This is a genomic window from Arthrobacter sp. AG1021 (assembly GCF_003633665.1).
Taxonomy (GTDB): domain Bacteria; phylum Actinomycetota; class Actinomycetes; order Actinomycetales; family Micrococcaceae; genus Glutamicibacter; species Glutamicibacter soli.
Genome location: NZ_RBLB01000006.1, coordinates 601,668 through 614,744, shown reverse-complemented (window position 1 = coordinate 614,744; position 13,077 = coordinate 601,668). Strand labels below are relative to the sequence as shown.

General features: G+C 67.3%; 13 protein-coding genes. 4 read left to right on the top strand and 9 right to left on the bottom strand.

Going from position 1 to position 13,077, the window contains the following annotated elements; all coding sequences use genetic code 11:
- Positions 1-4: 4 nt before the first annotated feature.
- Positions 5-2,023, bottom strand: a complete 2,019-nt coding sequence (locus DFO58_RS03045; RefSeq protein ID WP_181728012.1) for an APC family permease — start codon at positions 2,021-2,023, stop codon at positions 5-7.
- 145 nt (positions 2,024-2,168) lie between these two features.
- Here DFO58_RS03045 and DFO58_RS03040 point away from each other — a divergent pair, with 145 nt between their 5' ends.
- Together DFO58_RS03040 and DFO58_RS03035 are read left to right on the top strand one after the other, a co-directional pair.
- Positions 2,169-2,846 (top strand): TrkA family potassium uptake protein, encoded by a 678-nt coding sequence (locus DFO58_RS03040; RefSeq protein WP_053798363.1) that lies wholly within the window; start codon positions 2,169-2,171, stop codon positions 2,844-2,846.
- 15 nt (positions 2,847-2,861) lie between these two features.
- On the top strand, positions 2,862-3,527 hold the full coding sequence (locus tag DFO58_RS03035) for a TrkA family potassium uptake protein (protein ID WP_113606440.1): 666 nt from the start codon (positions 2,862-2,864) through the stop codon (positions 3,525-3,527).
- 88 nt (positions 3,528-3,615) lie between these two features.
- On the opposite strand, the gene DFO58_RS03030 is transcribed toward DFO58_RS03035, so the two are convergent.
- The 4 genes from DFO58_RS03030 to dut all read right to left on the bottom strand — a co-directional run bounded on the left by DFO58_RS03030 (position 3,616) and on the right by dut (position 6,040).
- Positions 3,616-4,335, bottom strand: a complete 720-nt coding sequence (locus tag DFO58_RS03030) for a DUF3159 domain-containing protein (protein WP_053799429.1) — start codon at positions 4,333-4,335, stop codon at positions 3,616-3,618.
- A 65-nt stretch (positions 4,336-4,400) separates the two neighbouring features.
- Positions 4,401-4,775 carry a hypothetical protein gene (locus tag DFO58_RS03025; RefSeq protein WP_047119442.1) on the bottom strand — a complete coding sequence of 125 codons (375 nt, stop codon included), beginning with the start codon at positions 4,773-4,775 and terminating at the stop codon, positions 4,401-4,403.
- Positions 4,776-4,779: 4 nt separating this feature from the next.
- Complete coding sequence (locus tag DFO58_RS03020; RefSeq protein WP_047119443.1) at positions 4,780-5,544, bottom strand: DUF3710 domain-containing protein; 765 nt, start codon at positions 5,542-5,544, stop codon at positions 4,780-4,782.
- 37 nt (positions 5,545-5,581) lie between these two features.
- Positions 5,582-6,040, bottom strand: a complete 459-nt coding sequence (gene dut, locus DFO58_RS03015; protein ID WP_047119444.1) for a dUTP diphosphatase — start codon at positions 6,038-6,040, stop codon at positions 5,582-5,584.
- 151 nt (positions 6,041-6,191) lie between these two features.
- On the opposite strand from dut, the gene DFO58_RS03010 reads away from it, so the two are divergent.
- Positions 6,192-6,722: a DUF3093 domain-containing protein gene (locus DFO58_RS03010; protein WP_053798364.1), complete on the top strand. Its 531-nt coding sequence runs from the start codon at positions 6,192-6,194 to the stop codon at positions 6,720-6,722.
- 103 nt (positions 6,723-6,825) lie between these two features.
- Here DFO58_RS03010 and DFO58_RS03005 read toward each other — a convergent pair whose 3' ends face one another.
- The gene (locus tag DFO58_RS03005) at positions 6,826-7,128 is read right to left on the bottom strand and encodes a DUF4193 family protein (RefSeq protein ID WP_047119446.1); all 303 of its coding nucleotides are present in this window, start codon (positions 7,126-7,128) and stop codon (positions 6,826-6,828) included.
- Between the two features lie 261 nt (positions 7,129-7,389).
- Between DFO58_RS03005 and sepH the strand changes: the two genes are divergently transcribed.
- Complete coding sequence (sepH, locus tag DFO58_RS03000; RefSeq protein WP_053798365.1) at positions 7,390-8,442, top strand: septation protein SepH; 1,053 nt, start codon at positions 7,390-7,392, stop codon at positions 8,440-8,442.
- An 82-nt stretch (positions 8,443-8,524) separates the two neighbouring features.
- On the opposite strand, the gene DFO58_RS02995 is transcribed toward sepH, so the two are convergent.
- Genes DFO58_RS02995 through DFO58_RS02985 form a run of 3 tightly spaced genes read right to left on the bottom strand, consistent with a single transcriptional unit; the run spans position 8,525 to position 13,013 of the window.
- The gene (locus DFO58_RS02995) at positions 8,525-9,697 is read right to left on the bottom strand and encodes a nucleotide pyrophosphatase/phosphodiesterase family protein (RefSeq protein ID WP_231735937.1); all 1,173 of its coding nucleotides are present in this window, start codon (positions 9,695-9,697) and stop codon (positions 8,525-8,527) included.
- Between the two features lie 15 nt (positions 9,698-9,712).
- On the bottom strand, positions 9,713-10,300 hold the full coding sequence (locus DFO58_RS02990) for a DUF5998 family protein (RefSeq protein ID WP_047119447.1): 588 nt from the start codon (positions 10,298-10,300) through the stop codon (positions 9,713-9,715).
- A gap of 52 nt (positions 10,301-10,352) precedes the next feature.
- On the bottom strand, positions 10,353-13,013 hold the full coding sequence (locus DFO58_RS02985; protein ID WP_120989251.1) for a GNAT family N-acetyltransferase: 2,661 nt from the start codon (positions 13,011-13,013) through the stop codon (positions 10,353-10,355).
- Positions 13,014-13,077 lie beyond the last annotated feature (64 nt).

The following is a 13,077-nucleotide window of genomic DNA, read 5'->3' as shown; positions in this document are numbered from 1 at the left end:
ACGGTTAGTCCTTCGGCAGGGGGTTCGATTCGCGGTGGGCCGAGGATTCCTCGGTCGGCCCTCCGCCCAGGGCGTTCTTGGCGCTCAGCAGGCGCCAGGGCACGGAGGCGATGAGCACTCCGGGTTCGTAGTGCAGCCGGTTCTTCACCCGCAGGGCGGTCTGGTTGTGCACCAGCTGCTCCCACCAGTGGCCGACCACGTATTCGGGAATGTAGACCACGATCAGATCCCGCGGGGATTCGCGCTTGATCGAGCGGATGTGCTCGATCAGCGCCCCGGGGATGTCGCGGTAGGGCGAGGCCAGCGCCGTGATGGGCACCGGGATGCGCAGCCGCTCCCAGTCCTCCAAGGTGCGCTGGGTCTTCTGCGGCTCCACGTCCACGATGATCGCCTCGAGCTTCGAGGGACGGCTGGCCCGGGCGAAGGCCAGGGCGCGCAGCACCGGCTTGCGGACCGTGGAAACCAGCACCAGGGCGTGCACTCGCGCCGGCAGCGCGGTGGCCTGGCCGCCGTCCTCGATGGACAGCTCGGCATCCACCTGCTGGTAGTGGCGGTGCAGCGAATTCATGACGAGCATCAGCAACACGATGCCCAGCACCGCGATCCACGCGCCGTGCACAAAGCGGGTGGCCAGCACGATCAGCAGCACCAGCCCGGAGAGCACCAGGCCCACCAGGTTCAGCAGGCGCTGGCGTTTTATCGCGGCGCGGATGCGCCGGTCCGCGACCGGCACCAGTTCGCGGTGCCAGTGCTTGAGCATGCCAAGCTGGCTGAGCGTGAAGGAGACGAACACTCCCACCACGTACAGCTGGATCAGGATGGTGACATCGCCTTGGAACACCAGGACCAGCAGCACCGCGGCGACGCCCAGTGACAGGATGCCGTTGGAGAAGCCCAGCCGGTCGCCGCGCGTGCGCAGCTGGCGCGGCAGGTAGCCGTCCGTGGCCAGGTGGCTGGCCAGCGACGGGAAGGAGTTGAAGGCCTGGTTGCCTGCCAGCAGCAGCACCAGGATGGTCAGCACCGAGACGACCACGGTGCCCAGCATGAAGTTGCCGAACACCGCCTGCGCCAACTGGCCGAGCACCGGCACCTGGACGTAGTCTGCGGAAACCGGCTGCCCGTCCAGCAGCAGGGACTTCTGCGGGTCGGCGACAATCTTCAGGCCGCTGGCCCGTGCCAGCATCAGCGTGCCCAGGGTCAGCACGCCCGAAAGCAAGCCGACCACCAGCAGGATGCGTCCGGCGTTGCGGGCGCGCGGCTTGGTCAGGTACTGGACGTTGGAGATCGGCACCTCGATGCCGGTCAGCACCGCGGAGCCGGTGGAGAAGGCGCGCAGGATCAGCAGCGCGCCCACCACGCCGTGCAACCCGTTGGAGAACTGCTCCTCGGGCACGATGGTGAACTCGGCGCTGGGCGCCAGTCCCAGGTTGCCGGTGGCCGCAAGCAGCCCGCCGATCGCGATCAGCGCCAGCATGCCGAAGACGAACAGGTACACCGGCACGGCCAGCGTCCAGCGGCTCTGCCCGCGCCCGCGCAGGTTCGCCACCACTAGGAAGACCACGATGCCCGCCGCCACCAGGCCGCGGTGCTCCCCCAGCGCAGGGACGATGCCGCTGAGGTACTGGGCGGCCGAGGAACTGGAGACCGCGACGGTGAGCACGAAGTCCACCAGCAGGGCCGCGGCCACCGCGGTGCCCGGCCGGGCGCCGAGGTTCTTGCGGACGATCTCATAGTCGCCGCCGCCGGAAGGGTAGGCCTTGATGGACTGCCGGTAGGACAGCACCAGCACCACGAGCACCACCAGCACTGCCACGCCCACCGCCGGGGAGAGCATGGTCGCCGCCACACCGGCCATGGCCAGGGTCAGCAGGATTTCGTCCGGGGCGTAGGCCAGCGAGGACAGGGCGCTGGAGGAGAAAATCGGCAGCGCAATTTTCGGTGGGAGCGGCTTCTTTTTCAGCTGTTCGGTGCTGAAGGGCCGGCCCACGAGGATCCGTTTCAGACCATCAAATAAAGCAGGCACGAGACAACGTTATCGCAGGCTCCGCGCGGCATGCCGCCTTCGTTGGACCCAACGCGGGCCCGATCAGCGCTATTGTTGCATTCGTGGCACCAGCAGCGGTGCCGCGGCGAAGTTCATCCGGACGCTGGACCCCGAGGAGTTTTTGGTGGCGCACTTTGTGATCATGGGCTGCGGTCGAGTGGGGGTGGCGCTGGCCCATACGCTGGATTCCGCCGGGCATTCGGTGGCGGTCATCGACCAGAACCCGGAGGCCTTCCGCCGGCTCAGCGCCGACTTCTCCGGCAGCACCGTCACCGGCCTGGGTTTCGACAAGGACACCTTGGAGCAGGCGAAGATCGATCAGGCCTACGCCTTCGCGGCCGTCTCCAGCGGTGATAATTCCAACATTCTGGCCACCCGCGTCGCCCGCGAAACCTACAACGTGCCGCATGTGGTCGCCCGGATCTACGACCCGGGCCGCGCCGAGATCTACCAGCGGCTGGGCATCCCCACGGTCGCTGCGGTGCGCTGGAGCACCGACCAGGTGCTGCGCCGCATCCTGCCGGACTACTCGATGCGCGGGGACTTCCGCGAGCCCTCGGGACGCCTGGTGCTGACCGAGGTGGCGCTGCACCGCGAATGGTACGGCCGCCTGGTCAAGGACCTGGAGGCCGCCGCCGGGGTGCGCGTGGCCTACCTGACCCGCTTTGGCGAGGGAACCATTCCGGAAAACCGCACCAGGCTGCAGGGCGGGGACCTGATCCACGTCATGATGCACCTGGACCGCAGCCAGGAAGTGGAAAAGATCCTGGCCAGCGCCCCCAAGCCAGCCCCCGCAGACTAAGCGAAAGGCCTGTTAATGAAGGTAATGATCGCCGGAGCCGGCTCGGTCGGGTCCTCCATCGCCCGCGAGCTGGTGGCCAACCACCACGAGGTGCTGCTCGTGGACCTCAAGGCCGAAATGGAGCAGCGCGCCGACCTTGAAGGCGTCAAGTGGCTGATCGGCGACGCCTGCGAGCTCGCCGTGCTGCAGCGCGTGCAGCTGGAGGACTACGACGTGGTCGTCTCCGCCACGGGTGACGACAAGGTCAACCTGGTGGTCTCGCTGCTGGCCAAGAGCGAGTTCGGGGTGCGCCGCACCGTGGGCCGCGTGAACAACCCGAAAAACGAGTGGATGTTCGACGACGCCTGGGGCGTGGACGTCGCGGTGAGCACCCCGCGCCTGATGACCGCGCTGGTCGAGGAGGCCGTGGAGGTCGGCGACCTGGTGCGCCTGCTGACGCTGAAGGCCGGCGAGGTCTACATGGTGGAGTTCACCGTGCCGCATGACTCGGGCATGATCGGGCGCACCATCGGGCGCGTGCCCTGGCCGGAGGAAACCACGCTCATGGCCGTGGTGCGCGACAAGACCCCGTTCCCGCCCAGCGACGACGACGTCATCGAGGGCGGCGACGAGATCTTCTTCATCACCACCCCGCAGGCCGAACCGCTGCTGCGCCGGGTGCTGCAGGCAGCCACCCGGTAGCCGGCAGCCCCGCCCCGGGCAGCGAAAACCCTGGCATCGCGCAATTGGGATGCCAGGGTTTTTTCGCGTACGGGGCCGCTGCGCGCGGCTAGGAGGCCAGGTCCTCGGGCGTCGGGGCGTGCCCGGCGGTGGCGGGGCGGGAGACCAGCCAGGCGAACCACAGGCCAGCCGCGTAGAGCGGCACACCCATCAGCGCGCGGGCGATGCCCAGCGAGACCACCTGGTCGGTGAAGTACATCGGCAGCTGCACCGCCAGGCGCAATGCGAACACCGCGCAGATGATCCAGGTCGCGATGCCGTAGCGGCGCAACCGGTCCGGCTGCTGGCGCCAGGCCACGCCCTCGTTGCGGATGAAGCCGAAGAGCAGGCCGATCAGCGGCCATTTCACGAAGATCGAAATTATCAATCCCAGCAGGTAGCCGCCGCTGATCAGGAAGCCGGGCACGTAGTAGTCGCGGGCGTTGCCCGAGGTGCGGGCCACCAGCGCGCAGATCAGGATGCCGACCAGGCCGCTGGCCGACTGCACCAGCGTTGACTTGTTCAGCAGCCGCAGCACCATGAAAACCACACCCAGCCCGATCGAGGACAGCAGCGCCCAGGACAGCTCGTTGGTCAGCGCGTAGACCAGCACGAACACGAAGCCCGGGACCACGGTTTCCAGGATGCCGCGCACCCCGCCCACGGTGGAGAGCACGTCGATGCCGCCGTCGGCGTTCTGCGCGACCTTGGCGCTGGAGCCGATCGCCTCGGCCAGGCTCGGCTTCTTCTCCGGCTTAGGCTGCTCGCCGGCTGGTGGATTCTCGTTCACGGTATTCTCGCTTCTGCCCGGTGCGGGCTCATCCGGCAGGCGCTGCGGCCGGCGGCGTTCGGCGTTCACCCGCGGGGAACGGGAACGATGACGTAACGCGGATTATAGATGGTGGGGATCTGGTCGACAGGCGCGACCATTCCCGCGTATTGGATCTTCACCCCGGGCTTGATGCCCGGGACGTTCTTCTGGCCCATGAACCGCAGCCGCACGTGCGGCACGGTGCCCCGGCGCGGAGCCCCGGTTCCCAGCCGGTCGACCACCACCGCGGTCAGCAGCGGCGCCTGGTGGGGCGCCGAATAGCTGACCGACTGGATGTAGCCGGTGTGCTCCACCCTGCCCTTGGCCGGCAGCTGCGCCAGCGACTTCAGCCGGGTGAAGCTGCGCGCCGCTTGCGTGCCCTCGATTTTCGGGGTGACCGGCTTGGATTCGAGGGGCATCCGGCTAGCCGATCTGGGTGATTTCCGGTCCGCGTTCCGGACGCTGCGGCGCCTGGCCGGCGGCCTCGGTCTCGCCCTGCGCCTCGGCGTCCGGGCGCGTCTGGGCGTTGCGCGGGACGTTCAGCGGCAGCAATTCCTGCGGAGGCAGCGGCTTGTCGCCGCGGTTCACCACGACGCCTCGCACCAGGTCGTCGATGGCCTTGGAGGCCTCCTCGTCGCCGATGGCGGCGCCCCCGATGACGGCGCGCAGGAACCAGCGCGGACCGTCGATGCCCACGAAGCGCAGCGCAACATGCCCGGCGCGGCCGTCGGGCAGCTGCTGCGGAACCTGGGCCAGCAGCTCCTGGCCGTATTCGCCGTCGCGCTGGTAGATCTCGCCGTTCTGGCTGGCGATGTCCTCGCGGATCTTGTCGCTGATGCCCGGCCACAGCGAGGTGGACTTGGAGGCGGAGAATGCCATCAGCTGGACGCGAGACTCGGCCAGTTCCAGGGAGACGGCGATGACGCGCTGGTTGGACTGTTCGACGTCCATGCGCACCTTCAGTCCGGCGACCGGCTTGACCAGGATGGAGCCGAAGTCGAGGTATTCGTCGGTGTTCTCGATGTCCGCGTAGTCGAACGGGCCGTTGAGCACCGGCTTCTTGGCTGGTTGCTGCTCGGCGGAAGTCCCGGTCGCCTGCTCGGTGGGGGTTTCGGCCACCGGTTCGGTGGCGCCGGCAGCCTGCTCGGCTGCTGGCTCGGCGTTCGCCTTCTTGCGCTTGAAAATCATGATGTCCTTAGAGAGTTTCGCTTGGCGCCAAGCGTGCTTAGTTGGCGCTGAATCCACCGGTCGAGCCGAAGCCGCCGGTTCCGCGGGCCGAGTCCTCCAGGGAGTCAACCTGAACGAATGCCGCCTGTTCGACCTTCTGGATCACCAGCTGCGCGATGCGGTCGCCTCGGGTGATTTCGAATGCCTGGTCCCTGTCGGTATTCAGCAGGGTGACCATGATCTCACCACGATATCCGGCATCGACGGTTCCCGGGGCATTAACGATGGTGATGCCGTGCTTGGTGGCCAAGCCGCTGCGCGGGTGCACCAGCCCGACATAGCCGTGCGGCAACGCCAGGGCGATGCCGGTCGGCACCAGGGCGCGCTGGCCCGGTTCGAGCACCAGCGAGGTGCGTGCATGCAGGTCAGCACCCGCATCCGAAGGATGGGCATAGCTTGGAACGGGCAGTTCGCTATCGAGCATCTTGATGGAGATTGAGATCGTAGGCTCGCTCATCGTGGTTTGGTCATCCCCCGGAACTCTAGGAAGTTGCAGCTGGTCTGCATTTACCTGCACAACTCTATCGCGCCCGGCCCGTCTGCGGACCCACAGCCGACCCACAGCCGGCCGTTCGGCGCCTACCGAAAGATTGCCTAGACTAGGACTCATGAGTAATACCAGCCCAGAGGCTTCCAACGTCCTGTTCCGCGAAAAGATCTGGCCATCGTTCGGATCATGGATGTGGCCGCTGCTGATTGCCATCACCGCTGGTATCGCCGTGGCCCCGATCAATATCGCTGCGGGCTACGCCACCGGCATCATCGTGCTGCTGGCTCTGGCAGTCATCATGCTCTTGCGTGTGCCGGTCATCGAAGTCACTGACAAGACCCTCACCGTCGGCCGCGCCACCATCGAGCGCCGCTACATCGGGCAGGTTGTCGGCTACCGCGGTGAGGAAGCGTTCAAGCAGCGCGGGCAGAAGCTGCACGGGATGGCCTTCATGCTGCTGCGCGGCTACCTCGACGCAGTGGTCCGCATGGAGGTCACCGACGAGCGCGACGCCACCCCGTACTGGTTGGCTTCGACCCGACGCCCCGAGGAACTGACCGCCGCGCTGGGCGGCATCATGTACGAGTTCACCGATGAAGGCCGCCAGGCGACTGCCGAGGCGGACGAGGAGCACCCCCAGGAGCCCTAGTCTCCTCCGGAACGAATCAAACCCCGGAACCTGCCGCACGGCGGGTTCCGGGGTTCTTTCATGCGCTGCAGGTTGCGGCGCCCAGGGGGCAGAGCCCGGCCGGTCAGCCTTCGCATTCGGCGCAGAACTTCTGCCCGCCCGCTTCGCGCACCAGCTGGGTGCGGTGGCGCACCATGAAGCAGGAGGCGCAGGTGAATTCGTCGGCCTGCTCCGGCACGAAGTCGACGCTGGCCTCTTCGGCCTGGGCTTCTCCCCCGGGCAGGATGAACAGCTCGGCCAGCTCGGATTCCGACTCATCGATCAGGTTCGCCATTGCCGCGGTTTTCCCGGCTTTGAGCGCGGCGATTTCCCGGGCTCGGGCCTTCTCGGCTTCGCTCGGGTGGACGGCGGCAGACTGTGTGGCCATGGTGGTTGTCAGCTCTTTTCTGCAGGCGATGAAGTGGGTGGAAATCCGCGCAGGGGATTTTCATTCCGGCATAGAAGTATAACGTCCGGCGGACCCGGATTCTGCCCGAGCCCGGCGCGCTATGCCCACGGCGGAAGCCCGAAGGCAACTTTCTGGGTGAGCTTGACGACTAATCTTGCGCCACGCCCCGCCCGGTGGTAGGAAAATCGGGCGACAAGTGGCAAAGTTTTATTCAGTAAATGAACCGTGTGGAGGGTAGTAATGCGTCAGCTGAGACTGGTAGGAATTCATGAAAATGGTTCCAGTCTGCAGGTCAGCAGCGACGACGGGATGAGCTTCGAGCTGCCCGTTGACGATGCCCTGCGCAGTGCCATGGCCGAAATCGCGCGCTCCCGCGCGCCGCGCAACCGCGACGAGTCCTCGGTTCACACTCCCCGGGAGATCCAGGCCCGCGTGCGCGCCGGTGCTTCAGCCTACGATTTGGCGCTGGAGTGGGACGTCCCGGTCGAGTCGATCGTCAAGTACGAGGGGCCAGTGCTGGCCGAGCGCGAGCACATCGCCGAGCTCGCCCGCCGCGTAGAGGTCTCCGGACCGCAGACCGACGCCGAGTACCGCGAAGTCTTCGGCGAGGAACCCGCAGACCTGGGCTCGATGGTCGCCCACCGCCTGCACCAGCTGAACATCGATCCGCTCACGGCCCGCTGGAACTCGTGGAAGGATCCCGAGGGCCAGTGGATCGTCACCGTCGAATTCGATTCGCCACTGCCGGCCGAGAACGTGGAAAAGCTGGACAGCTCCCTGCCGCAGCCGGATAACGTGGCCCGTTGGTCCTTCTCCCCGGCCCGCAAGACCCTGAGCAACCTGAACCGCTGGGCGCAGACGCTCAGCGAGCAGGTCGCGCCCGAATACTTCCGACCAGTCTCGGCCATCTCGCAGGTTGAGGAACCTGCGGCCCCGGCCGCCCCGGAACCCGATGAGACCGAAGAACTGGTCTCCCTGCTGAACGCACGCCGCGGCCAGCGTCCCCAGGACCAGGATCCGGATCGCGAGGCCCGCTACAACGAGATCATCGAGCGCGGCATGAGCAAGTACGACGCCGAAGAGGACGAGTCGCTGCCGCATCTGCCGCAAGGCATCTCGCCGCGCACCTCGCAGCTGGTGGTCGTCACCGATGCCGAGAAGTCCTCCGGCACCTCCGCGAAGCCTGCCGACGAGCCCGCCGAGGACGGCTCCGGCCGCAAGGCCAAGCGCTCCTCCGTGCCGAGCTGGGACGACATCATGTTCGGCAAGCGCAAAAAGGACACCGACTCCTAATCCAGCCTCCGAACGGAACTTGATCAAAAAATCCGGGGGCAGCCAGCTGGCTGCCCCCGGATTTTCTGCTTGCGGCTGCGCGCTAGGCGGTGCGGTGCACGAACAGCGGCACGAAACGCTCCGCCGCGGTAAGCGAGCCGTGCTGCCCTACCATCTCGAAGGCCATGGGCTTGACCCGGCGGCCGTCGTAGAACGCGATGGCCTCGGCGGCCAGGATCATCAGATCACCAAGCCGCGGCAGGAATTCGGGACGGACCGCACCGAAGTAGCCGAGCTCCACGGCTTCCTCGCGGCTCAGGATCCACGCCTTGGACCCGTAGGCGCGCTGCCAGGCTTCGCGGACCTTGGCCCGCTGGGCCGCATCGGTGCCCTCGGCGAAGGTCAGCTGCACACCGCGCGGCTCGCCACTGGTCAGTTCAACCCCCTCGATGAGTTCGGGCTGCAGGCTGTAGTCGATGCGCTGCGAGGCGGGCACGTCCACCATGCCGTGATCACCGGTGATCAGGACCGTGGTCTGCTCCGGAAGGCGCGAGACCAGGGTCTTGATGACGTAGTCAAGCTCTTCGAGCGTGTCCCGCCACTGCGGGGAATCGACGCCGAACTTGTGCCCGGCCTTGTCCAGCTCGTTGAAGTAGGTGTAGACCAGCGCGTTGCGCTGCGCGGCGAACACCTCGGCGGTGGCGCGGGCGCGGGCCGCCGGCTGGCGCGCGGCGACGAACTTCGGTCCGCGCAGCGCCGCGCGGGTCAGCGAGGAGTCGGAGAACTGGGCGATGGACACCGTCGCGGTGTGGATGCCGTGCTCCGCGGCCTTCTCGAAGACCGTGGGCAGCGGCTGCCACGAGAGCGGGTCCAGGTCGCCGGGCCATCCGCCCAGCTGGTTGACCACGCGCCGGCGGGCGGGGTCGATGACGTCGTAGCCGAGCATCCCGTGCTCGCCAGGCGCCGCGCCAATGGCGAGGCTGGACAGCGAGGTCGCGGTGGTGGACGGGAAGCCGGTGCCCAGCTTCTGCGCGCGCTCGAACAGCGGGCGCAGGAACGGCGCGTGCCCGAGGTGGGATTTGAGCTGGTTCCAGCCCAGGCCGTCGACCATGATCACGGCGACGCGCTTGGTTGGCGCCAGGCCCAGCGGGTTCGCGTAGCCGGGGATCCCCAGCGCGTGGGCCGCCGAGGGTAGGATCTCGGACAGGGTGGCCGCTCCGTAGGCCGGCGCGGCGGGGATTTTCTGGCTGGGGACGGGCAGCGAAGAGTCAGTCACGTTGGCTTGGCGTCCCTAGGCGATCGTCGCCAGGCGCAGGCGCACCGCGAATTCGCGGGCCTTGTCCACCGCTCGCTGGCCGTCGGCCTCGGAGCTGACGCGCAGCACCAGGTCCTCGGGCTGCGAGGTGCCGTTCAGGCCGTGGTCGGCGTCGCACTGCGGGTCGGCACATTCGGCCGGGGCCAGGTCGATGCGCTTGGTGCCGTCCCAGGACATGCCGAAGGTCAGCTCGCGCACCAGATCGGTGCCGCTGTAGTGCTGCGGCTGGTGGTAGACGTAGCTGGTGGCCACCGACTCGATCCGCGCCAGGCTGACCATTTCCACCGAAACCTGGGCCATCACGTCGTGGCCGTGGTCGTCCAGCTGCTGGTCGTCGACGTGCACGATGAACAGCACCTTCTCGCTGCGGACCATGACGGTGATGTGGCGGTGGACCTCGGTGTGGTCGAAATGGGTCTCCAGATGCAGGAAGTGGTCAACTACCGGCAGATCCAGCATCGCTTCGGCCAGCACGTCCTGGACCATTTGCGGGTAGAATCCCGCGCGGACCAGGTCATGCTGGAGGTCGGCACCGGCAGTCGTCGAATACGTTGCAGAGCTCATGATCCAATTCTACCCAGTGCGCCGCCGTCTTTCAGGTTTCGTGTCCTTGGGCTCAGCCGCGCAGCGCCCGGCGGATGCTGTCGGTGCGCCGTTCGGCATTGCCGATGCTCAGCTTGACCCCGAGCACGCTGAGCGAATCGGTGGACACCGACACCGGGGCGAACTGCGCAATGGTGACTTCCGGGTGGTTGTCCTTGAACAGCGAGACCCGGGTGATGAAGTCCCGCAACGCGTCCAGGTCCACCGCCGGCAGTCCCTGGTAGCCGAAGAGCCGTGCGCTGCTGCGCGGCCGGTGCATCAGCCGGGCCAGGTCCGTGGCGGAGAACGGGGCGACCCCGTGCGCCCAGTCGTCGAGCAGGTTCACCGCGTCCCCGCTGAGCCCGAAGGAGACCACCGGGCCCAGCAGCGGGTCCTCCATGGCCTTCACCACGCAGGCCTGCCCGGCCGAAGCCATGGACTGCACCTCCAGCGAGTTGACGCCGTACTGCCGCATCAGCGCGCTCATGTGGGTGAAGTCAGCGCGCAGGGATTCGGCATCGGGGATGTTCAGGCGCACCCCGCCCAGGTCCAGGCGTTGGCGCAGGTCCGGGTCGTTGGCCTTGAGCACCACCGGCCAGCCCAGCTCGTCGGCGGCGTCGACCGCCTCCTGCGCGGTATGCACCACCTGGGAGGGGAAGATGTTGATGCCGTAGAAGCCCAGCAGCTTCGTGGTCTGCTCGGTGCTCAGCTGGCGCAGCTCCGTGCCGGGGATCCCGGCGGAGAGCTCGTGCAGGTAGTCCGCGGCGGCCTCGACCTGCAGCCCCTCGGGCTCGACCAGCGGCTCGAAGGGGATGTCGAGCCATTGGCGATAGCCGTGGGCCTTGCCCAGCGCCCCGGCGGCGGAGGTCGGCGAGGTGTAGACCGGCACCCCGTGGTGCACTCCCCCGGCGATCTTCCGGTCGATCTGCCCAGGCAGCACGGTGATGACCGGCTTGGGCTGGGTGGAGAATTCCCTGAGCACCTCAAGCACCGCGTCGGTGGAGATGCCCGAGTAGGACAGGTGGGCGAGGATCACCGAGTGCACGTCGGGATTCGCGACCAATTCGGCGACCCGTTCGCGCAGCTTCGGCAGCACCCGCGACTGGCCCAGCGTGTAGTCCAGTTCCCGGGGTTCGGCGGTGGCATTCAAATTGCAGGCCTCCGCGACGTCGCAGACCACCTCGGCCAAGGTCAGCGAGTTGGAGAGCACCGCGACATTCGGCCCGGCCGGTGCCTTGTAGACCGAGAGCAGGCCGGCCACGTCCATGAGCTCTTCCACCGACTGCACGCGAATCACCCCGGATTGGCGCAGCATCGCGTTCAGGGCGCCAGGCGGAGCCTGGCCCACGCGCACCGAGTGCCCCGGCGGCAGGCGGCGGCCCAGCAGGTCCGACTTGGCCACGATGACCGGCTTGCTGCGGGCCAGGCGACGGGCGATGCGGGCGAACTTGCGCGGGTTGCCGAAGGATTCAAGGTGCATGGCGACCAGGTCGGTGCGCGGGTCGTCCTCGAAGTACTGCATGGCGTCGTTGCCGGAGACATCGGCGCGCAGCCCGGCTGAGATGGAGCTGCTCACGCCCACTCCGTGCTGCACGCTGACCCCCTGGAGGATCGCGCCCATGGAGGCGGACTGGCTGAACAGGCCCACGTTGCCGGCGGTGGGCTGCACCGTGGTGCCGGTGATGGCCATGCGGACCTCGGGGGCCGTGTTTATCAGGCCCAGCGAGGCCGGGCCCACCACACGCATGCCGTTGGCGCGCGCCAGCGAAACCAGCTCGCGCTGGGCGGCCAGCCCGTCGGCGTTCTCGTAGCCTGCGGTCATCAGCACCAGGCCCTTGACCCCGTGGGCGCCGCAGTCCTCGATGACGCCGGTGACCTGGTCGCGCGGCACGCAGATGACGGCCAGGTCCACCGGACCGGGGATCTCGCTGACCTTGCCGTAGGCCATGTGCCCGCCGACTTCCAGCGCGGCGTCGTTCACCGCGTAGGTGGCCCCGGTGTAGCCGCCCTCGACCAGGCGGTCCAGCACGCTGTGCCCCAGCTTGCCCCAGGTCCGGCTGGCGCCGACCACCGCGATGGACTTCGGGGCCAGCAGGCCTGCCACCGAGCTGGCCTCGGCGCGGTGCTCGCGGGCCTCGGTCACCTCCCGGGAGCGTTCGGTCGGGTTGATCGGGAATTCGAGCATGACCACGCCGTCTTCGAAGTGGCGGGCCACCGCGTAGCCGGCCTCGGAGAAGACCGTAAGCATCTTGCGGTTCTCCGGGAGCACCTCGGCGGTGAAGCGGGTGATGTCGTTCTCGCGGGCCGCTGCGGCCAGGTGCTCAAGCAGGATCGATCCGATGCCGGTGCCTTGGTAGGCGTCGGACACGTTGAACGCGACTTCGGCTTCGGTGGGGTCGTCGAGCCGGTCGTAGCGGCCCACGCCGATGATGTTGCTGCCGCGGAAAACCGTGAAGGCGACGCGGTTCACATGGTCGACATTCGTGAACCGCTCAAGCTCTTTCGCGGTGAGCGCTGACTTGTACGTAAAATAGCGTAGGTAAACCGAGGTTTCGGATTGCTTTTGATGCATGTCCTGCAAGGCCTGCGCATCAGCCGGGGTTATGGGCCGAAGATGTGCCGTAGTGCCATCCCGGAGCACCACGTCTGCTTCCCAATGGGCCGGATATGCCACCGAAAGTTTACGATCCACCATAGGCTTAGGATAGTCGCGACTTCGACGTTGTGCCCAGCAGGAACACGAACAGCCGGCGACTTAA